The following is a 20928-nucleotide window of genomic DNA, read 5'->3' on the forward strand; positions in this document are numbered from 1 at the left end:
CGGGGATAGGGCGCGAGAGGAGTCCCGGATCGCATCCGGGCTAGGGTTGTTCATGGCAGCTTCACCCGAGCGAAATTGTTCGACCCCAGCGGGCTCAGCACGAAGCCCTCGACACCCTTGCGCAGCGCGGCGAACTGCTTGGGGTGGGCCAGGGCGATCCAGGGCGCCTGCTTATGGAAGATCGCCAGGGCCTGGCGATACAGCGCGGCGCGTTTTTCCTGCTCGGGCTCGCGGCGCGCCTGGGTGATCAGCGCGTCGAAGGCCTTGTCGCACCAACCCGCCTGATTCTCGCCGCTCTCGGCGGCGGCGCAGGACAGGTTGGGGGTGAGGAAATTGTCCGGGTCGCCGTTGTCGCCGGCCCAGCCCATAAACACCAGGTCGTGCTCGCCGTTCTTGGCGCGCTTGATCAGCTCGCCCCACTCGAACACGCGGATGTCGCTGCGGATGCCGATGGCGGCGAGATCGGCCTGCAGCATCTGCGCGCCGATGCCGGGGTTGGGGTTGGTCGGCCCGCCACCGGGACGGGTCCAGATCGACAGGGAAAAGCCATCGCCATGACCGGCTTCGGCCAGCAGGGCCTTGGCCCGTTCAACGTCATGCGGCCAGTCCGCGAGCTCGGGGTCATGGCCCCAGAGTGTCGCCGGGTAGGGCGCCACGGCCGGCGTGGCATTGCCCTCGCCGTACTGCGCGCGGATATAGGCGGCCTTGTCGAACGCCAGGTTCAGCGCCTGGCGCACGCGCACGTCATCCAGCGGCGGGTGACGGGTATTGATGCCGATATAGGCGGTCAGCAGCGAGTCCAGCTCCAGCACCTGCAGTTTCGCGTCGGCCCTGAGCGCCGGGATGTCCACCGGGCGCGGGTAGAGGGCGATCTGGCAGTCGCCGGCCTTGAGCCGCTGCTGGCGCACGTTGGGTTCGGGGGTGATGGCCAGCACCAGGCGCTCGATCGCTGGTGCGCCGTCCCAGTACTCCGGGTTGCCGCGAAAGCGCACCTGGGCGTCCTTGGCATAGCGCTCGAAGACGAAGGGGCCGGTGCCAATCGGCCGACTGTTGAGCCGTTCGGGCTTGTTCGTTGCGAGCAGATGCTCGGCGTATTCGGCCGAATAGATCGAGGCGAAGCCCATGGCCAGGTTGGCCAGGAAGGGCGCCTCCGGATGCCTGAGGACGAAGCGCACCCGATGTTCGTCGAGTTTCTCCACACGTTCGATCAGCTTTGCCAGGCCCATGGCCTCGGCATAGGGGAAACCGCGCAGCGACAGCTTGTGCCAGGGATGTGTCGGATCGAGCTGGCGCTGGAAGCTCCACAGCACGTCGTCGGCATTGAACGCGCGCGTGGGCGTGAAGTCGTTGTTGGCGTGAAATTTCACCCCCTGGCGCAGGGTGAAGCTGTAGCTCAGGCCGTCGGCGGAGATTTCCCAGCTTTCTGCCAGCGCCGGCACCAGCTCGGTGCTGCCGGGGGCGAAGGCCACCAGGCGTTCGAACAGGGTCTCGGCCGTGGCATCGGCGGTGGTCGCGGCGGTGTACTGGACGATATCGAAACCTTCCGGGCTGGCTTCGCTGCACACCACCAGATTATTCGCCGCCTGGACCTGTGCGCACAGCAAAGCGGCCAGCAGCAGGCCGCCGCGCTTAAAGGGCATGGAAGACATGTGAACTCCTGATCCGGGTAGAAACGGCGCACCCGCAGGCGCGCCGCCTGCCATCACTGGGCGATACCTACACCATAGAAGGAGTTGAGCGCGAAGGGGCTGATGCGGAAGTCCTGCACCTCCTTGCGCATCGGCTGGTACACGGTGGAGTGCGCCAGCGGGGTGATCGGCACCTCGCGCTTGAGGATCACCTGCGCTTGCCGGTACAGCTCGGTACGCTCGGCCTGGTCGGTGGTGCGCTTGGCGGCCTTGACCAGCTTGTCGTAGTCCTCGAAGCACCACTTGGAGAAGTTGTTGCCGTCGACTGCGTCGCAGCCGTAGAGGGTACCGAGCCAGTTGTCCGGGTCACCGTTGTCGCCGCTCCAGCCGATCAGCATGGCGTCGTGTTCGCCGGCCTTGGCGCGCTTGAGGTACTCGCCCCACTCGTAGCTGACGATGCGCGCCTGGATGCCGATCTTGGCCCAGTCGGCCTGCAGCATCTCGGCGATCTGCTTGGCGTTGGGGTTGTACGGGCGCTGCACCGGCATGGCCCACAGGGTGATCTCGGTGCCTTCCTCGACGCCGGCGGCCTTGAGCAGCGCCTTGGCCTTTTCCGGGTCGAAGGCCGGGTCCTTGATGGTCTCGTTATAGGACCACTGGGTCGGCGGCATGCCGTTGACCGCCAGCTGGCCGGCGTTCTGGTACACCGCGTCGAGGATCGCCTGCTTGTTCACCGCCATGTCCAGGGCCTGGCGCACCTCGAGCTTGTCGAACGGCGGGTGGGTGACGTTGTAGGCGATATAGCCGACGTTGAAACCGGCCTGTTCGGGCATCTGCAGCTTGGCGTCCTGCTGCAGCGAGGCGATGTCGGCCGGGCGCGGGAACAGGGTCACGTGGCATTCGCCGGCCTTGAGCTTCTGCATGCGCACCGAGGCGTCGGTGTTGATGGCGAAGATCAGGTTGTCGATCTTCACGTCCTCGGGCTTCCAGTAGTCCTGGTTGCCCTTGTAGCGGATCACCGCGTCCTTCTGGTAGCGGCTGAACACGAAGGGGCCGGTGCCGATCGGCCTCTGGTTGATGTCGGCGGCCTTGCCGGCCTTGAGCAACTGGTCGGCGTACTCGGCGGACTGGATCGAGGCGAAGCTCATCGCCAGGTTCTGCACGAAGGCGGCGTCCACTTCGTTGAGGGTGAAGCGCACCGTCTGATCGTCCAGCTTTTCCAGCTTAGCGATATTGGCGTCCATGCCCATGTCGGTGAAGTAGGGGAACTCGGTGGGGTAGGCCTTGCGGAAGGGATGATCCTTGTCGAGCATGCGGCCGAAGGTGAAGAGCACGTCGTCGGCGTTGAATGCGCGGCTGGGCTTGAAGTACTCGGTGCTGTGGAACTTCACCCCGGGGCGCAGCTTGAAGGTGTAGACCAAACCGTCCTCGGACACCTCCCAGCTTTCGGCCAGGCCGGGCTCGACCTGGGTGCCGCCGCGCTCGAACTGGGTCAGGCGGTTGAAGATGGTTTCCGCCGCGGCGTCGAAATCGGTGCCGGTGGTGTACAGGCCCGGGTCGAAACCGGCGGGGCTGCCTTCGGAGCAGAACACCAGGTTGGCGGCGCTGGCGAGGGGGGCGCTGGCGATCAGCCCAGCGGTAAGCAAAGCCTGGATAACGGCGTTCTTGCGCATCATGACCTCATCGTTGTTGTGGTTGTGATCCTTGAGGAGCCTCTTGTGGAGGCCACCGCCGAAACTATGCAGCCCTTGTGCCCGAGGCAAGCGCGATGTCGCACAGCAAATGGTTAGCGCTACAGAGCTGTAACTTGCTGTCGCATTTATGAAAATTTTGCAGGGAAAAGATGGCGAAACGCCGTTATCTGACGATAACGGCGTGGCCTTGTTGCGGGGCGTGGTTCAGGGCATCTGCACTTCGATGACGCCGTCGGCGCTGACCGTGACCTGGCTGGTGCCGGCCTCGATTTCCGGGGTGGGCGCCGCTTCCATCATCGCCATGCCCTTGGCCGCGTAGTGGCGCGGCATCGGCGGCTGGAAACCGCCGGTGTTGAGGTTGAGGCTGACCAGCTTGTAGCCCTTGCCGCCGAGCGCCTCGGTGGCCAGCTGGGCGCGGGCCTTGAAGGCATTCACCGCGTCCTTGAGCATGGCGTCCTCGCGGGTCTTGCGGGTGTCGGTGGCGATGCTGAAGTCCATGCCGGCCATCTTCATCTGTTGCAGCAACTCGCCGGTCAGTGCCGACAGGCGGGCGAAGTCGGCGCTTTCCAGGCGCACTTCGGCGCGCTCGCGCCAGGCGGTGATCTTCTGGCCCTTGTCGTCATACACCGGGTAGCTGTGACGGCTGCCGAGCTTGACCGAGACGCCGCGCACCTGGCGCACTTGCTCCAGCGTCTGGTTGAGGGTGTTGGTGATCTCGGCGGCCAGCTTGGCCGGGTCGGCGTGCTGCGCTTCGGTATAGAGGGTGACGTGCATCAGGTCGTGGGCGACCTCCTGATTCACCTCGGCGCGCAGGGCGATCTGGTTGTAGCGCGCCTCCTCGGCCAGCAGGGCGGTGCTGGCCAGGCTGGCGGCGGTCAGGGCGAGGGCGGTGGCGATACGGGTCATGGTGCGCATGGGCGGTTCCTTGTCGATGGCCGATGGGCCGTTACGCGAGGGTAGACGAAGCAGAGTGACTGTTCGGGTTAATGGCGGTTCAACTTTTTTCTTTGCCGCGTCGGCACCGCGTCGGCACCAGGTCGTGCCGGCTCAATCGTCCAGCCAGGCGCCCTGGGTTTCACCGTGGCCGGTGTCGCGGTCGTAGCGGTGTTCGCGCTCGATATGGCGTTGCAAGGTGGCGTGGGCGCGGGCATTGGCCTGCTGTTCCAGGGTCTTGCAGTCGGCTTGCTCCGGCAGCGCCAGCAGCGCCGCGTCGATGGCCTGCGCCGCCGCCTGGCCGATGCGGTAGTGGCCCAGTTCGTGTTCCTCGAGCGCCGCCAGGTAGCGGGCGAAGCGCTGTTGCTGCTGGGTGTCGCCGCCGTGCAGGCGCGGCAGGGTGATGCTGGCCTGCAGCTGGGTGCTGCTGCGTTCGATACGGCAGCGGCCATCGCGCGCCTCCCGCCACCAGAAGCGCCATTCCACCTGCCAGCGGGTGAAGCCGTGGTAGGTCTGGCCGTCCAGGCGGATCGGCGAGGCGCTGTTCAGCGCCTGGCGCAGGCTGGCGTGCGCTTCGAGGTGGGCGTCGTAGTGGCGGTAGTCGAGCTGCTCGCGCACCTCGGCGTGCAGCGGCGCGGCCAGCAGCAGCGGCAGCAGGGCGCGTTTCATGACTGGCGCAGCCGTTCGCGGCCGCGGCTGAGGTCGGCCAGCAGACGATCCAGCGCGTCCAGCTGGGCGGCGGGCACGGCCAGCTCGAGGCGGGCGCCGCTGGCGTCGAAGGCCTCGTTTTCCAGCAGGGCGTCGAACTCGCCCAGGCGCGCCTTGAACGGCGCCAGTTCGGCGAACTGCAGGTGGCAGTGGCAGGCCTGGCGCGGCACCAGCTCGCGGCGTTCGCCGCCCTGCAGGCACTTGGCCGCGCTGCCGCCGTATGCACGTGCCAGGCCGCCGGTGCCGAGCTGGATGCCGCCGTACCAGCGGATCACCAGCACCGCCACCTGGTCGCACGCCTGGCCTTCGATGGCGGCGAGAATCGGCCGGCCGGCGGTGCCGCCGGGTTCGCCGTCGTCGCTGAAGCGGTACTGCGCGCCGACCTTCCAGGCCCAGCAGTTGTGCGAGGCACCGGGGTCGCTGTGGGCAGCGATAAAGGCCTGCGCCTCGGCCGCGCTGGCGACCGGCGCGGCGAGGGCGTGAAAGCGGCTCTTGCGGATCTCCTCGCGGTACTCGCAGGGCGCGCTGAGGGTGAAGGCCATCAGGGCTTGGCGGGCGGCGTCAGGCCGCAGCCCTTGAGGATGATCTGGATCAGGTTGCCTGTGGCGGCTTCGAAGTCCTGCTTGGTCAGGCGCGAGCGGCCGCTGACGCGGCAGATCTGCGAGGCGAAGTCGGCGTAGTGCTGGGTGCTGCTCCACAGCAGGAAGATCAAGTGCACCGGGTCGACCGGGTCCATCTTGCCGGCGGCGATCCAGGCCTCGAACACCGCGGCGCGGCCGCGGAACCAGTCCAGGTAGTTCTGGTTGAAGTACTGCGACAGGCAGTCGCCGCCGCTGATCACTTCCATGGCGAAGATCCGCGAGGCCTTCGGCTGGCGGCGGGAGAATTCCATCTTGGCGCGGATGTAGCGCGCCAGCGCCTCGGCCGGGTCGTCGTCGACGGTCAGGGTGTTGAAGGTGCTGTCCCACAGTTCGAGGATGTTGCTCAGCACCGCCAGGTACAGGCCCAGCTTGTTGTTGAAGTAGTAGTGCAGGTTGGCCTTGGGCAGGCCGACGTTCTGCGCGATGGTGTTCATGCTGGTGCCCTTGAAGCCGTGGCGGGCGAACTCCTCTTCGGCGGCTTGGATGATGGCTTCTTCGTTCTTCTGGCGAATGCGCCCGGCGGGCTTGCCGCTGGCGCTATGGGCGGGGACTTCGAAGGTCATGGGCGATTCCGAACTGATCTGGGAGCACAGCGAGTGCACAGATACCCCAGCGTCGCCCGGGTGACAAGCGCAAGTCGCGGAAAAGTGGCGGGAAATGCCGCGAATCCGGGGTTTGCACCAAGGCTGTGCGGCGCTGTCCCCAGCGCGCCCCATGGCCGCCCTCGCTACAGATCCCGCCGATAGCGCCCGGCCCCGCGCAGGGCCTGCACCTGCTCGCGGCCGAGCCGATCCAGTGCCGTTGGCGCCGGGGCCGATTCGATAACCCCGGCCGTGCGGCCGGGGTTGGGACGGTGCCGGGTCAGAACTCGAGCACGGCCGACAGCCACAGGCGACGGCCCTCTTCGAGGGTGCCGGTGGTGGATTGGGCGATCTGCGTGTAGTAGGAGGCCCAGCCGCTGGCGCCGGTATTGGTGGTGTAGCTCTCGCCGTCGAGGAAGTCCTTGTCGAACAGGTTGTAGAGGGTGGCGTTGAGGGTGAGGTTTTGCGACGCCTTGAACGAGCCGCCGAGGTGGAACAGCTCGTAGGCCTTGAGGTCGCCGACCTGATCCTGCAGCGCCTGATTGGCGGCCGTCAGGTTGGCGTAGCGCTGATTGAAGCGCGCCCGCTCGCCGCGGTACTCGCCCTTGAACCACAGGCTCAGGCGCTCGGTTGCATGCCAGTTGAGGCTGGCGTTGAGCATGTGCTGCGGCGTGTTGGTCAGCGGTGCACCCTTGTCGGCGCCGCTGCTCTGCTCGCTGTCGGTGTAGGTGTAGTTGCTGGCCAGGGTCCAGCCCGGGGCGAACTGCCAGCGGCTGGCCAGTTCCACGCCCCGGGTCTTGGCTTCGCCGATATTGACGCTCTGCGCGAAGCTTTCCTGCAGGAAGCTGCTGCCCAGGCTGATGCAGCCCGGCTGGTTCGGGGCGCCGGGGAAGTTGCAGTTGGCGATCGGCGCGCCGTCGTCGATCTTGTCCTTGAACTTGGTGTGGAACAGCGTGGCATTGGCGCTGAAGCCGGCGAGGTTGTCGTAGTAGGCGCCGAACTCGGTGTTGGTGGTGGTTTCCGGGTCGAGGTCCGGGCTGCCGATGGTGATGGTGCGGCCCTGGGCGGTGACGCCGTTGATGCCGTCGTGCAGCTGGTTGAGGCTCGGCGTCTTGTAGCCCTTGCTCACGCCGCCCTTGAGCGTCCAGTTGTCGTTGGTGTTCCACACCAGGTAGGCGCGCGGGCTGAAGTGGCCGCCGAAGGCTTCGTGATCCTCGTAACGGCCGCCCAGGGTCAGGGCCAGGTCGTGGCGCAGGCGCCACTCGTCCTCGACGAACAGCGCCCAGGAGGTCTGCTGGAAGTCTTCGTCGGCGATGCCGTCCTCGACCTTGGCGTCCCAGTACTGGCCGCCGAGGGTGACGATGTGCGACTCGCCCACTGGCGCCACCAGCTTGCTGTCGAACACCAGGTCGGTGGACTTCAGCAGGCGCTCGTCGCCGCCGACGATGGCCGGGTAGCCCGTGTAGGGCACGCCCACTGTGCCGGGAATGGTGCGCCCCAGGGTCTCGGTGGTGTTGTGGGTCAGGCTGCTGTCGAGGGTGCCGATATCGAAACGGCCGGTGTGCGACAGGGCGAACTGGTCGCGCTGGAAACGCAGCTCGTCCCGGTAGCCGTTGGCGAGGGTCGGCTGGTCGACGCTGCAGCCGCCGATGGCGTTGCCGCCGCTCTTGCCATCCAGGGTGCCGAGCTGGCAGTCGTCGTTGTCGTAGACCTGGCGGCCGCGCTCGAAGTCCAGGGCGAAATCGTGGTTGTCCTGTGGGGTAAAGGTCAGGCGGCCGCCGAGGTTGTAGTTGCGGCCCTCCACCGGCGCTGCGCCGCGCTTGCTGACGGTGCTGTCGTCGTCGAACTCGAGGTCGGACTCGCCGCGGTCGTACAGGCTGCCGCGTACCTGCAGGCCGAGCAGGTTGTCGATCAGCGGGCCGCTGGCATAGAAGCTGGTGTTGCTGGTGTCGCCGAAGTCGCGGTTTTCCTGGAAGGTGTGATCCAGGGTCAGGCTGCCGCCCCAGGCCTTGCCCACCTTGCGGGTGATGATGTTGATCACCCCGCCCATGGCGTCGGAACCGTACAGGGTCGACATCGGCCCGCGGATCACCTCGATGCGCTCGATGGCCGACAGCGGCGGCATGAAGCTGGTGGCGGTCTCGTTGAAACCGTTGGGGGTGACGTTGCCGGCGGCGTTCTGCCGACGGCCGTCGATCAGGATCAGGCTGTAGTCGCTCGGCAGGCCGCGGATGCTGATGTTCAGCCCGCCGGTCTTGCCGGTGCCCTGGCCGATGTCGACGCCTTCGACGTCCTCCAGGGCCTCGGCCAGGTTGCTGTAGCGCTTCTGCTGCAGCTCCTCGCGGCCGATCACGCTGATGCTGGCCGGCGCGTCGGTGATCTTCTGCTCGAAGCCGGCGGCGGTGACCACCACGTCGCCGAGGGCGACCGGCTCGCTGGCCTGGGCGCCGAGGCTGGAGACGAGGGCAATGGCGCTGGCCAAGGCGCTGCGGGAACTGAGGGCGGACATCGATCTACTCCTGGCGGTGTAAGGATTGGAAGCGAGATGGCCGCGATGATAGTGATTTGCATATAAGGTTCAATCGCGAATGAATTTCAACAGCGAGAGCAACTTCTGCAGGGCGCGTGGCGACTGGGCTGGGAGTGGGGTGTAAATTTTGTAAATGCGACTGTTTCTCGATTTAGCCGCCGGCCTTTGCGAATCGCCCGGCGCGCCTTAAGCTGCCGGCATGAACCGCATCCTTCTCAACTGCGACATGGGCGAGGGCTTCGGCGCCTGGCGCATGGGCGACGACGCGCTGGCCATGCCGCTGATCGACCAGGCCAATCTGGCCTGCGGCTTCCACGCCGGCGACCCGCTGATCATGGCGCGCAGCGTGGCGCTGGCGGTCGAGCACGGCGTGCGCATCGGCGCCCATCCGTCCTACCCCGACCTGCAGGGCTTCGGCCGCCGCCATCTGCAGTGCTCGCCCGAGGAAGTCCACGCCCTGGTGCTGTACCAGATCGGCGCGCTGGACGCCTTCTGCCGCGCCGTCGGCGGCCAGCTGGCCTACGTCAAGCCGCACGGTGCGCTGTACAACGACCTGGTGCGCGACGATGCCCTGCTCGCCGCGGTGCTCGATGCCTGCGCCAGCTACCGCAAGGGCCTGCCGCTGATGGTGCTGGCCCTGGCCGACAACCAGCGCGAGCTGTGTCTGGCCGATGAGGCCGACGTGCCGCTGATGTTCGAGGCCTTCGCCGACCGCGCCTACCTGGCCGACGGCCAGCTGGCGCCGCGCCGGCTCAGCGGCGCGGTGCACCAGGACCCCGAACGCATCCTCGCCCAGGCCCTGGCCATCGCCCGCGGCCAGGCCTTCCCCGACCTCGACGGCAAACCGCTGCGCCTGCGCGCCGACAGCCTCTGCGTGCACGGCGACAATCCCGAGTCGCTGGCCGTGCTACGGCGTTTGCGGGCGCAGCTGGACGCCCTCTGAGGGCGCGGTCCCGGCATTCGCCGCGCTGCCCGGTCGGGCAACTGGTCAGCGCATGCGCGGCGGGAGTCGGCATCTGCCTCGCGCTGTGAGAGGATGGCTCCTGCAAGCCCCGCCCCAGGCCAAAAAGGACCCGTGATCCACGCCGATGAAGACGCCCAAACGTATTGAACCCCTGGTCGAAGACGGCCTGGTGGACGAAGTGCTGCGCCCGCTGATGAGCGGTAAGGAAGCAGCGGTCTATGTGGTGCGCTGCGGCGACGAGCTGCGCTGCGCCAAGGTCTACAAGGAAGCCAACAAACGCAGTTTTCGCCAGGCCGCCGAGTATCAGGAGGGCCGCAAGGTGCGCGGTAGCCGCCAGGCGCGGGCCATGGCCAAGGGCAGCAAGTATGGGCGCAAGGAGCAGGAGCAGGCCTGGCAGAACGCCGAGGTGGCGGCCCTGTTCCACCTGGCCAGCGCCGGCGTGCGGGTGCCCAAGCCCTACGACTTTCTCGACGGCGTGCTGCTGATGGAGCTGGTCAGCGACGGCCAGGGCGACGTGGCGCCGCGACTCAACGACGTCGAGCTGCACCCGGACGACGCCCGCGAGTTCCACGCCTTCATGATCCAGGAAATCGTCAAGATGCTCTGCGCCGGCCTGGTGCATGGCGACCTGTCGGAATTCAACGTGCTGCTCGGTCCTGATGGCCCGGTGATCATCGACCTGCCGCAGGCAGTGGACGCCGCCGCCAACAACCATGCCTTCAGCATGCTCGAACGCGACGTGCGCAACATGGCCGAGTACTTCGGCCAATTCGCCCCCGAGCTGAAATACACCAAGTACGCCAAGGAAATGTGGGCGCTCTACGAGGCGGGCAAACTGCAGCCGCACAGCCAGCTGACCGGCGAATTCGCCGAAGCCGAAGACGCCGCCGATATCGATGCGGTGATGCGCGAGATCAAGGCCGCCCTGGCCGAAGAGGCACGGCGCCAGGCCTTGCTCAATGCCGAAGACGCGCCCAAGGACGCCGAACCGACGCCACCCTGGATGCGCTGACTCGGCGGACGGTGCGCCATGCGCGCCGACGCTTGTGGGACTGCATGAAATCCGGGGTTGACGCTCCATCTCCCGGATTGCAGGGCTATGCCCCCAACGCCTGGATATGCCGTCCGTAGGGTTCGCCGCGCGCGAGCCTCTGGTGCGCACGAACTGGGCGGCCCCGCGACACCCTAGTCGCTGTGTACCCCACGCCGCGTCGTTAGCGCTGAGGGTGCGACGAACATCCCGGCGCGGCGCAACCCACGCCCTCTTCCAGCCCCTGCAGAATCGGACAATCCGGCCGGCTATCGCCCTGGCAGCTGTTCGCCAGCTCCACCAGCGTATCGCGCAGCGCGCTCATCTCGGCGATCTTGCGCGAAAGCATGGCGATATGTCCCTCGGCCAGCGCCTTCACATCGGCGCTGGCGCGACTCTTGTCCTGCCACAGCGCCAGTAGCCGGCCCACTTCCTCCAGGGAAAACCCCAGATCCCGCGCCCGCTTGATAAAGGCCAGGCTGTGCAGGTCGTTGGCGCTGTACTGCCGATAGCCGCTCTCCGTACGCCCGGCCCGCGGCAGCAGGTCGATGGACTCGTAGTAGCGGATCATCTTGGCGCTGAGGCCGGTGTGCTTGGCGGCTTGGCCGATGTTCATGCTTGGAGCCTCGTCGTGAGCAGATTGCGCCAGGATAGCGCGGCGGCGATCAAATCAGGCCCTGTTCTCGCTCCAGATCCACCAGCCGACTAGTCGGGCCGTCGGCACGCAGGCGCTCACGAATCATCTGCGGCCATTGGCTGCGCGAGCGGCGCTTGGCGATGGCGTAGGTGAAGTTTTGCAGGGTACGAACGGGCAGCAACAGCATGCTGCCGAGCAGCAGCATGAAGTCGGTATAGCTGAGAAAGTTTCGGCCCTGGTTGGCACGGTATTGGTCCTTGATCAACCTCCAATACAGTCGTACCGATTGGCCCTTGCTATTGCGTACTTCCTGCAAGCTCTGGCTGAACTGCGGAGAGTCGCTGTGCTGGCCGTGCTCGTCGAACCAGGGGCCGTTGTCCATATAGGCGCGCAGGTATTCCCAGAAGCCCAATTGCATTTCCAGACTCTTGCCGATGGGGGAGCCGAGGTTGATCAGCACCTGCTCCTCGGGGTGGCCGAAGCGATGCAGGAGAACTTCGAGCGCCGCATGGCGCATGCCGGCGGTATAGGGGCCAACGGTGCCGTAGGCGTAGGCGGCTGCCGCGACGTCATCCCAGGGTGTGTGGTAAAGCTCGTCGTCCTGCTCGAAATACAGCTCGCGGGTGCGTCGGTTGAGCAGGATGGGAAGGGGCATAGGGCGCAGGACTTCCCAGATAAATGGAAGGATGATTGCTGCCAAGCTGATAAGTAGGTTGTAAATAACCCACTCAGTATCTCGATCCGCGTAGGCAAGGATGCCCATTATGAAACAGGCAATACCCACCCCCCCACCAAGAGCACCTGTCAGCATCCCCCTGTCCGCACTATCGCCATGCTCGATGGCCAGGTAGTGCTCGGTCTGTTCCTCCACTTCGGGCATGCATATCAGAGGCGCACCGGTCGGCTGATCGGCCTGGAGCAGGCGGCTGTCCGGCACCCGGGCCAGGCGTTGGGCGAAGGGGTGGTTGGTAGCTACGGTCATGGTTTAGCTCAGGTCGATATCGATGGGCGGCAGGTAGAGCCCTTCGATGGGTTGGTAGGTAAGGCTGCCGCGGATGACCGCTAGATCCTCGACGTCCTCGTGATAGGCGCGGCGCAGGCGGACGCTGCCATCGGCTTCCGGCACTACGCGAGTGCCGATATCTATGTCGAAGGGAATGGGGTCGTCTTCGCCCCAGACCAGCGGCACACAGCGCTTAGCGGAACCGAGCAAGCCGGTCGAGCGCTTCTATTCCTCGTGCCCGTCGAAGCTGACCATGCCCTGGCGGTACTCGTGCTGGCCGGGCAGGCGCAGTTCGTTGACCCACTGGCTTGAACGCGGATCGATATAGTGCGCGTATTGCACTGAACAAACGCCCAGATACCCGAGCTAGAGGCCTACCGCTTTCCCACTCCTTCGTCAGCAAGCCTTGCGAGGCATTACCTGGCCCAGTGGGTCGGGAGCCAAACCTTGGGTTTTGGTGGGATCGGGTACATCGAAATTGCGTACCAGAAAGTACTTGGGATATGTGATTTCAGGTTGTAACTGGCTGATCATCTGCCGGTCAGTTAGGAAGTACTCCAGCAGATCTTCGATATCGAAACTCAGACTGGGTGTATCCGCCCTGAACCACTCATCGAGCAAGGCTTGTTCCTCGGCGGTATTGAAGCCTGCTTTCAGCCGTTCGGCCTCGCGCTGAACATCCTCGAGCCAGCCATGGGTCTTGCGCAGTTGCGCTTGGTTGGCACGGACGCGGCGCAGTGCGGTATCCCGCCGTTCTGCCTGAGCCATGCTCTCGCTACCCTCGCCCAACAGCCTGCCCAGTGTGCTCTCACGGCCCAGCAGGGGACGCTCCAGGCGTGCTTCTTCCTGAGCAAAGGCCTGGGACTGTTCGCGATAAAGCTGCCAGAGCAGACGCAGGCGACGAATGTAGAGACGGCGGTGGGCCAGAAAACCTTCCGCAGTGGCTGCGCTTGCGCCTGCGCGAGCCCGATAGCGCGTGCTGGCTGCGAGGGCGCTGGTGCCGTTGATATGGTCATTGAGCTCAAAAAGGCCTGCCACATCAGCGTCTACTTCATACAGTTGCTCAAGTGAGTAAAAGGGTACTCCCGCCCGATAAGCCGCCCGATACATCTCGTGCAGGCAAGCCAGGTGCAGCTCACGGCTGTATGGCGCATCTTCCCGGCGCAACCCGCCTCCCACATCGTCGCTCACACCTGGCACCAGGCGTTCCTCCCAGCGCGGCGTGAGCGAGCCGGTGCCGATCAGCCGAGCACGCCGGGTGCCACGCACCTCATGGGCGGCGACCAGGTGCAAGGCGGCCTTAACTGGCCCTGGCAGGCATTCGCCATCCTCGACCCGGTTGACCAGCGGCAGCAGGTACTCCAGCACGATAGAGCTTTGCATGCTGCGATCCACGGCATCGAACAGCCCGGCGAACACCACCTCCAGCTCTAAGCCCTGATAGCGGGTGCTGCCCGGCTCGCAGGCCTCGAACAATTTGTGGCAGAAGGCGCGCGCCAAGGTGGCGCCGAAGTCGAAGCCATAGACCGATATGGCGAGTCGTTTGAGCTGCACATCGCCAGCAGTCCGTGCTTTGCCGATTGCATCATTGAACGCTTGGAATGCCGATTCCAGCCGCGTATCCACGCCCGTCTTGAACAGCTCGGCGCTCAACGGATTATCTCGAATCGTTTCGGAGAGCTCGGCGCCTGCCGTCACCACTGCCGCTGCCACCGCCTTGGCCAGGTTGCCGTGGCTCAGGTTGCGCTGCAGGCGCTCCCACCAGTTCTTGCCCGTCAGCATATCCTTGCCGGCTTCTACCGCCGTATCGGTTGCCGTGCCTTGCGGCAACTCGGCCAGGTTGCCCTCGGCCTTGCTCGCCATGCCCTTGAGCCCCGCACCGAGCACCGCAGCCCCGCCGCCCAGGCTGGCATCGAAAGTGGCGCCCAGGCCGGAGATATAGAACTTTTGCAATTGCCTGAAAGGATCGGGTGGCGGATAGCTCTGGTCGTAGGGGTGTGCGAGGAACAGTCGTCCGACATTGCTTAGGCGATCGTTGCGCAGATCCTCCTCCAGATTGCGGCCAAAGCCGTCGAAGAAGAAGCCGATATGCAGGGTGGCGCCACAGGGCAGTACCGCTGTCTTGCCATTACCCACGCCACGGCTCGCACGTGCACTGATGGCCTGGGCGCGATCCAGATTGGCATTACTCATGGTCAACTTCCTTGTTCTGCGCCCTTTCAGGGCGTGGTGAAAACGGGCTGAACAGATCCGGGCTCCAGCCCAGGCGAACCTGGTTGTCCGGATCGAACCGTACATGCAGATAACGGTCATCACGGCCTCGCGGGGGCATAGGGAGTTCGATCTCGTGGCGTTCCTGTTTGACACCTTGACGAGCCTGTTCACCCGTTCGACTGAGAATCCAGACTACCTTCGCGGTCGGGCCGTCCAGGCGCCAGCAACAAGTCACGCCTCCGTTACCTCCCCAGTTGTCGTTAACCCAATAGCTGAATATTGGCCTATCCGTATAGTTTTCCGAGGTCAGCATTGCCCCCGGCGTGCGTAACTGCCCATAGAGATATAGCCCCAGCAGGGGCAGCAGTACGATCAGTAGGGAAAGGATCAGCCCGCGTCGACGCCACTTGCGTTTATTGGGTGAGTTCAAGACCAGGCTCATGGTTGGCTGCCTTGTTCGTTGGGTTGGGAGCGATCAGGGCGTGGTGAAAACGGGCTGAACAGATCCGGGCTCCAGCCCAAGCGAACCTGGTTGCCCGGATCGAACCGTACATGCAGGTAGCGGTCGTTACGGCTCCGTGGGAGCATGGGTAGTTCAATCTCGTGGCGTTCTATTTGCCTTCCCTGATCTTCCTGAGTCTTGGACATGCTAAGAATCCACACTAACTTTGCAGTCGGGCCGTCCACGCGCCTACAGCACATGATGCCTCCTGCGCCCATTACGGCCAGGTTACCGCCCCAAAAGTCGTTGACCCAGAAACTTCCTATCGGTCTATCCATATAGTTTTCCGAGGTCAACATTGCTCCCGGCGTGCGTAACTGCCCATAGAGATATAGCCCCAGCAGGGGCAGCAGTACGATCAGTAGGGAAAGGATCAGCCCGCGCCGACGCCATGTGCTTTGCAGCAGAGACGGCCTGATGAGCTTCATGTATCCAGAGTCCTCAGCGCTTGCGCGAGCGGCATGCGCTGTTCCTTAACCTGTTGCAGGGCGCTTGGCCAGTTCGGCCAGTGCGCTGGGAACTGGCGGTCGAGCAGATGCAGGGTGGCAAACAGGCTGATGTCTTCCGCTTGCTCCAGCCCTTGCTCGCGAGCGGCATCGAGCGCTCGTTGCACTTGGTCTAGACGGTCGCCATGACAGTTACTGGTGAACACCTCGGCTGACTCTTTCTCCAGTTCGGCAGTCAGGCTGTAGGCCAGGGGGTCAAGCTGCAGTTGCTGCCAAAGCGCCTGATCCATAACGATGGGCTGATAGGCTGCCGGGCTGCTCAACCCTTTACCTTGCAAGGCTTGCCAGCCTTCATCGGTTGTTGGCCGCCACCACTCGAGCAACGGGCCGAACAGCCAGTCATGCCATTCTGTCTCACTGCGGGCATGCAGCAGTGGCAGCACCCCAGGGGCATAGCTGCGCAGCAAGTAAATGCCGTCGTGCTCATCGGTTGCCAGCAGTGCATCGCCCAGGTGCCCGGCCATGCTGCCAAGGTCGCAGGCGGTATTGAGCCAGCCCATCCAGGCAGAGGTGTCGTCGAGTGTCAGAAGCGTCTGGCAGTCGCTGAATGGCAGAGCCGTTAGATCCAACAACCAAGGGCCGTGATCCTTGAGTTCGGCGAACTCTGCCTGATGCATCAGCGCCTGCTTGGGGTGGTTGGTTTGCAGGAGGTGCAGGCGAGAGGTGTCGGGCAGTAATCCCATTTCGACGATGGCCAGGCAGCGGTGCTGGTTTTTCCTGGCCTGGTTCCAGGCCGCTTCCATCAAGTCGAGACTCATGCCCGGTCACCTGCTTGCAGCAGTTGCCCTTCACGCAGTGCCTTTTTCCAACACTCCAGACAAATGCCTTGCGGTGCCCTTAACTTTGGCTGGCCAAGCGCCGTTTCGAGCAGGTTTCCGGCTTTGTCGCTATCGGCCATGCCAGGAATCACCGGCAGCAAAATCTTCAACCCCGACCCACTCCCCGGCCCGCCCCCCGAATTCATCTTGATCGTCGCCCCACTCAGGGTCACGCCGCTGGGGTCGAGTTTGAGGAAGCTGCCGCCGCCGGCGGCGGTGAGTTCCATGCCGGCGTCGATCACCACCTTGCTGCCGGCGTTGTAGTGAATCTCGTTGCCGGCTTCGATGAACAGGCCGGTGCCGATCTTGTTGTGCTGGGTGACGGCGACGGTGAGGTGGTCGTTGGCGCGCACTTCCACCTTGCGCTCGAGGTCGGTGGTGCGGTGTTCCTCGGCGCGCATCTCGCTGTAGCTGTTGGCCTCCACCGTGTCGTGGCGTTCATTGCCGACGCGGATCTTCTGGTCGTGCTCGATGTTCTCGTCCCAGTCGCGCTGGGCATGGATGTAGATCTGCTCGGCGCCCTTGCGGTCTTCGATGCGAAACTCGTTGTAGCCGCCACCGCCCGGGCTGCTCAGGGTCTTGAACACGCTGCGGGTCTTGTTCGCCGGCAGGTCGTAGGGCACCAGGTGCTCGGCGTGGTACAGGCAGCCGGTGATCAGCGGCTGGTCGGGGTCGCCTTCGAGGAAGGTGACCAGCACCTCCATGCCCACCCGCGGGATAGCGACGCCGCCGTAGGCCTTGCCGGCCCAGTTGGAAGCCACGCGCAGCCAGCAGCTGGTGGTGTCGTTACTCTGGCCTTCGCGGTCCCAGTGGAACTGCACCTTGACCCGGCCGTACTGGTCGCAGTGGATTTCCTCGCCAGCCGGGCCGGTGACCACGGCGGTCTGGCTACCCAGTACCTTGGGTTTTCGATGTTCGAGCGCGGGGCGGTAGGGGATGTCCCAGGGCGCGGCGGTAAAGCGGTTGCGATAGCCCTGCTGGAAGCCATCACCGGCTTGGGTGTTGCTGGTGACTGATTCTTCCAGCACCTGCGGTTGCTTGCCCTCGTGGATCACCTCGACCAGCAGCCAGAGGTCGTTCCACGGTTCGCGTGGATGATCCGCCAGGGCGAGGAAGTGGCCGCAGGCCAGGTAGGCGTCACTCTCGCCTTCGGCCAGCTCGTAGTCGCTGCGCAGGCGCTCCAGGCTGCGCTTGGCCAGGTGCTTGCCGCGGGTGCGGTCGGTGAAGCGGCCGGGGTAGTCGTAGACCTCCAGGGCCGGGGCGAATTCGCTGCGGTAGTCCGCCTCCATCTGCAGCTTGGGCTGCTCGAAGTCGTAGTCGCGCCAGCTGGCCTGGGTGCTGCGGGTTTCCAGGCGCACGCCGAAGGCGCGCACCACCTCGTGGTCGGCGGCCAGGCCGCTGTCCTGCTGGTAACTCAGCGGCGCGAGCTTGGGGAATACGCTGGCGTCGTCGCCGAAGACCAGGCGGTGGCCGGTTTCGCCGTGCTGGAAGTGGAAGCTGATGCCTTCTTCCTCGCACAGGCGCTGGATGAAGTGCAGGTCGGATTCGTCGTACTGCACGCAGTAGTCGCGCTCGGGGTAGAGGTAGCCGAGCTGGAACTGGTAGGCATCGCTGTGGATGCCGTGCTCTTCGAGGATCTGGCCGACGATCTGCGGCACCGTGAGGTGCTGGAAGATGCGCTGGTTGTGGCGGTGCGCCAGGTAGGCCAGTTGCGGGCGCAGGCCGATGCGGTAGCGGGTCAGGCGCTTGCCCGAGTCGCCCTGTTCGATGCTGTAGATCACCCCGTGCACGCCCTTGCCGGAGGGGCCGAAGGCCAGGTAGGCGGTCTGGTTGATCAGCGCGTCGAGGTCGAGGTCGGCGCGTTGGCTGACCAGCTCGATGTCGAAGCGGTAGGGCTTGTTGAGCGCCTCGCGGCCTTCGAAGCTCAGCACCTGCAGGTCGTTGTCGAGGGCGGGAATGGTGAGGGTGATATGCGCCTGGTTGGCATCCAGCATGCCGTGGCCTCCATCCTTGAGTTGGGCGAGGGCTGAAGGGTGCCGGACGCCGGGCAGCGGTTCAATGATGGCATTCCCATACTATGCGCCGGGTCATGAAAAAACCGCCGCGGCGCCTGGGCTGGCGCCGCGCGGGTAAGCCTTCTCCTACAAGTCTTGCGGCTTCCAGCGGGTCAGCAGCAGCGCATTGCTGACCACGCTGACGCTGGACAGGGCCATGGCGGCGCCGGCGAACATCGGGTTGAGCAGGCCGGCGGCGGCCAGGGGAATGCCGATCAGGTTGTAGACGAAGGCCCAGAACAGGTTCTGGCGGATCTTCGCGTAGGTGCGTCGGCTGATCTCCAGCGCCGCCGGCACCAGGCGCGGATCGCCGCGCATCAGGGTGATGCCGGCGGCGTGCATGGCCGCATCGGTGCCGCCGCCCATGGCGATACCGACGTCGGCGGCGGCCAGCGCCGGGGCGTCGTTGATGCCGTCGCCGACCATGGCCACTGTGCCCTTCTGGCGCAGCTCGCCGATCAGCCGCGCCTTGTCCGCCGGCAGCACCTCGGCGTGGGCTTGGTCGATGCCCAATATGCCGGCCACGGCGGCGACGCTGCCGCGGTTGTCGCCGCTGATCAGATGGCTGGCGATGCCCTGTGCGCGCAACTGCTCGACCGCCTCGGCCGCGCCCGGCTTGAGCGCGTCGCCGAAGGCCAGCAGGCCGAGCAGGCGCGGCGATTCGCCGGTTTCGAGCAGCCAGGACAGGGTGCGGCCCTCGGCTTCCCAGGCTCGGGCGGATTCGCCCAGCGCGTCCATCTGCAGTTGCTGTTCGTCGAGCAGGCGGCTGCTGCCCAGTTGCAGCGCACGGCCCTCGACCGTGCCGGCGATGCCGCGGCCGGCCAGCGCGCGGCTGTCGCGCACCGCGGGCAGGGCAATCTCCAGCTCGGCGCAGCGTTGCAGCACGGCCTTGGCCAGCGGGTGTTCGCTGCCCTGCTGCAGGGCGCCGGCCAGGCGCAGCAGCTCGGTTTCGTCGGCCCCGGCGAGGCCGAGGTGGACGATACGCGGGCGCCCTTCGGTGAGGGTGCCGGTCTTGTCGAAGGCGAGGGTGTCGACCGCATGCGCCACTTCCAGCGCCTGGGCGTCCTTGATCAGGATGCCGTGGCGCGCGGCCACGCCGGTACCGGCCATGATCGCGGTCGGCGTGGCCAGGCCGAGGGCGCAGGGGCAGGCGATCACCAGCACCGCCACGGCGTTGAGCAGGGCGCTTTCCAGCGGCGCGCCGAACGCCAGCCAGCCGAGCAGGGTGGCCAGGGCGACCAGCAGCACGGCCGGCACGAACACCTGGCTGACCCGATCCACCAGCTTCTGGATCGGCGCCTTGGCCGCCTGGGCGTCCTCCACCAGGCGGATGATCCGTGCCAGCACGGTCTCCGCGCCCAGCGCGGTTGTTTCCACCAGCAGGCGGCCTTCGCCGTTGATCGCGCCGGCGGTGACCTTGTCGCCCGGTTGCTTGGCCACCGGCAGGCTCTCGCCGCTGATCAGCGCCTCGTCGGCGTGGCTGTGGCCTTCGACGACCCGGCCGTCCACCGGGAAGCGCTCGCCCGGCTTGACCACGACCCGGTCGCCGAGTGCCAGGGCATCGATGGCCACGCTCTGCTCGCGGCCGTCGACCAGGCGCACGGCGCGATCAGGGCGCAGCGCCTGCAGGGCACGGATGGCGCCGGCGGTCTGGCGCTTGGCGCGGCTTTCCAGGTACTTGCCGAGCAGGATCAGGCTGATGATCACCGCCGAGGCCTCGAAATACAGGTGCGGCATGCCGCCGGCCGGGGTCACCGCCCACTGGTACAGGCTCAGGCCGTAGCCGGCACTGGTGCCGATGGCCACCAGCTGATCCATATTGCCGGCGCGGGCCCTGAGCGCTTGCCAGGCGGCGCGGTAGAAGCGCGCGCCGAACACGAACTGCACCGGCGTGGCCAGCAGGAATTGCACCCAGGCCGGCAGCATCCAGTGCAGGCCGAAGGGCTCGGCCAGCATCGGCAGCACCAGCGGCAGGGTCAGGGCGATGGCCGCCAGCAGCACCAGACGTTCGCGGCGCAGGCGCTTTTGCGCCATGTGCGTCTCGGACGGGCCTTGCTCGAGCAGGCGGCCATGGTAGCCGGCGGCGGCGACGGCGCGCAGGGCGAGCTGCACGTCGAAGCCGGCGAGCACCTGCAGATGGGCTTTCTCGTCGGCCAGGTTGACCGCGACGCGGGTCACCCCGGGCAGCTGGTGCAGGGCGCGTTCGATGCGGCCGACGCAACTGGCGCAGGTCATGCCGTCGATGGCCAGTTCCAGCGGCTGGCTCGGCACCCGGTAGCCGGCGCGCTCGACCGCGGCGATCAGCCCGCCGAGGCTGTCGCCCGGCGCCTCGATGCGCGCCTGTTCGCTGGCCAGGTTGACGCTGGTGCTGGTCACGTCGGGCAGTTGGCGCAAGGCGCGTTCGACGCGGCCGGCGCAACTGGCGCAGGTCATGCCTTGGATCGGCAGGTCGTAGGTGGTGAGGTTGGACATGCTGGGTCTCCCT

Annotated in this window: 18 protein-coding genes; 2 read left to right on the plus strand and 16 right to left on the minus strand. The window is 65.8% G+C overall.

The window, feature by feature from the left end:
* Window positions 1-50 precede the first annotated feature (50 nt).
* The 7 genes from ACIGFL_RS02585 to ACIGFL_RS02615 all read right to left on the minus strand — a co-directional run bounded on the left by ACIGFL_RS02585 (window position 51) and on the right by ACIGFL_RS02615 (window position 8694).
* A complete protein-coding gene (locus ACIGFL_RS02585; protein ID WP_397496043.1) occupies window positions 51-1649 on the minus strand; it encodes an ABC transporter substrate-binding protein in 1599 nt (532 codons plus the stop codon).
* 53 nt (window positions 1650-1702) lie between these two features.
* Window positions 1703-3301 carry an ABC transporter substrate-binding protein gene (locus ACIGFL_RS02590; RefSeq protein WP_397496617.1) on the minus strand — a complete coding sequence of 533 codons (1599 nt, stop codon included), beginning with the start codon at window positions 3299-3301 and terminating at the stop codon, window positions 1703-1705.
* A gap of 225 nt (window positions 3302-3526) precedes the next feature.
* The gene (locus ACIGFL_RS02595) at window positions 3527-4237 is read right to left on the minus strand and encodes an SIMPL domain-containing protein (protein WP_122108190.1); all 711 of its coding nucleotides are present in this window, start codon (window positions 4235-4237) and stop codon (window positions 3527-3529) included.
* Window positions 4238-4369: 132 nt separating this feature from the next.
* Window positions 4370-4924, minus strand: coding sequence for a DUF922 domain-containing protein (locus ACIGFL_RS02600; protein WP_397496044.1), 555 nt, complete (start codon window positions 4922-4924; stop codon window positions 4370-4372).
* On the minus strand, window positions 4921-5505 hold the full coding sequence (locus ACIGFL_RS02605) for an IMPACT family protein (RefSeq protein ID WP_397496045.1): 585 nt from the start codon (window positions 5503-5505) through the stop codon (window positions 4921-4923). Before ACIGFL_RS02605 ends, ACIGFL_RS02600 begins: the two co-directional genes overlap by 4 nt.
* Window positions 5505-6167: a TetR/AcrR family transcriptional regulator gene (locus ACIGFL_RS02610; protein ID WP_021446338.1), complete on the minus strand. Its 663-nt coding sequence runs from the start codon at window positions 6165-6167 to the stop codon at window positions 5505-5507. Before ACIGFL_RS02610 ends, ACIGFL_RS02605 begins: the two co-directional genes overlap by 1 nt.
* Window positions 6168-6465: 298 nt before the next feature.
* A complete protein-coding gene (locus ACIGFL_RS02615; RefSeq protein ID WP_397496046.1) occupies window positions 6466-8694 on the minus strand; it encodes a TonB-dependent receptor domain-containing protein in 2229 nt (742 codons plus the stop codon).
* A 220-nt stretch (window positions 8695-8914) separates the two neighbouring features.
* Here ACIGFL_RS02615 and ACIGFL_RS02620 point away from each other — a divergent pair, with 220 nt between their 5' ends.
* The gene (locus ACIGFL_RS02620) at window positions 8915-9658 is read left to right on the plus strand and encodes a 5-oxoprolinase subunit PxpA (RefSeq protein WP_397496047.1); all 744 of its coding nucleotides are present in this window, start codon (window positions 8915-8917) and stop codon (window positions 9656-9658) included.
* Window positions 9659-9803: 145 nt separating this feature from the next.
* Entirely contained in the window at window positions 9804-10691 is an 888-nt protein-coding gene (locus ACIGFL_RS02625; protein ID WP_122108194.1) for a PA4780 family RIO1-like protein kinase, read from the plus strand.
* A 202-nt stretch (window positions 10692-10893) separates the two neighbouring features.
* Here the strand turns inward: ACIGFL_RS02625 and cueR are convergent, their stop codons facing one another.
* The 9 genes from cueR to ACIGFL_RS02670 all read right to left on the minus strand — a co-directional run bounded on the left by cueR (window position 10894) and on the right by ACIGFL_RS02670 (window position 20915).
* Window positions 10894-11325 (minus strand): Cu(I)-responsive transcriptional regulator, encoded by a 432-nt coding sequence (gene cueR, locus ACIGFL_RS02630; protein ID WP_397496048.1) that lies wholly within the window; start codon window positions 11323-11325, stop codon window positions 10894-10896.
* Window positions 11326-11374: 49 nt separating this feature from the next.
* A complete protein-coding gene (locus ACIGFL_RS02635; RefSeq protein WP_397496049.1) occupies window positions 11375-12328 on the minus strand; it encodes a hypothetical protein in 954 nt (317 codons plus the stop codon).
* Between the two features lie 3 nt (window positions 12329-12331).
* Window positions 12332-12559, minus strand: a complete 228-nt coding sequence (locus tag ACIGFL_RS02640) for a hypothetical protein (RefSeq protein WP_397496050.1) — start codon at window positions 12557-12559, stop codon at window positions 12332-12334.
* Between the two features lie 186 nt (window positions 12560-12745).
* Entirely contained in the window at window positions 12746-14542 is a 1797-nt protein-coding gene (locus ACIGFL_RS02645) for a hypothetical protein (RefSeq protein ID WP_397496051.1), read from the minus strand.
* Complete coding sequence (locus tag ACIGFL_RS02650) at window positions 14535-14999, minus strand: hypothetical protein (protein WP_397496618.1); 465 nt, start codon at window positions 14997-14999, stop codon at window positions 14535-14537. Before ACIGFL_RS02650 ends, ACIGFL_RS02645 begins: the two co-directional genes overlap by 8 nt.
* A gap of 2 nt (window positions 15000-15001) precedes the next feature.
* Window positions 15002-15493, minus strand: coding sequence for a hypothetical protein (locus ACIGFL_RS02655; RefSeq protein ID WP_397496052.1), 492 nt, complete (start codon window positions 15491-15493; stop codon window positions 15002-15004).
* Window positions 15490-16329, minus strand: coding sequence for a DUF4123 domain-containing protein (locus ACIGFL_RS02660; RefSeq protein WP_397496053.1), 840 nt, complete (start codon window positions 16327-16329; stop codon window positions 15490-15492). The genes ACIGFL_RS02655 and ACIGFL_RS02660 overlap by 4 nt, the downstream gene beginning before the upstream one ends.
* The gene (locus ACIGFL_RS02665; RefSeq protein WP_397496054.1) at window positions 16326-18383 is read right to left on the minus strand and encodes a type VI secretion system tip protein VgrG; all 2058 of its coding nucleotides are present in this window, start codon (window positions 18381-18383) and stop codon (window positions 16326-16328) included. Before ACIGFL_RS02665 ends, ACIGFL_RS02660 begins: the two co-directional genes overlap by 4 nt.
* 147 nt (window positions 18384-18530) lie before the next feature.
* The gene (locus tag ACIGFL_RS02670; protein WP_397496055.1) at window positions 18531-20915 is read right to left on the minus strand and encodes a heavy metal translocating P-type ATPase; all 2385 of its coding nucleotides are present in this window, start codon (window positions 20913-20915) and stop codon (window positions 18531-18533) included.
* Window positions 20916-20928 lie beyond the last annotated feature (13 nt).

Source organism: Pseudomonas sp. NPDC077649, from assembly GCF_044542855.1.
Taxonomy (GTDB): domain Bacteria; phylum Pseudomonadota; class Gammaproteobacteria; order Pseudomonadales; family Pseudomonadaceae; genus Aquipseudomonas.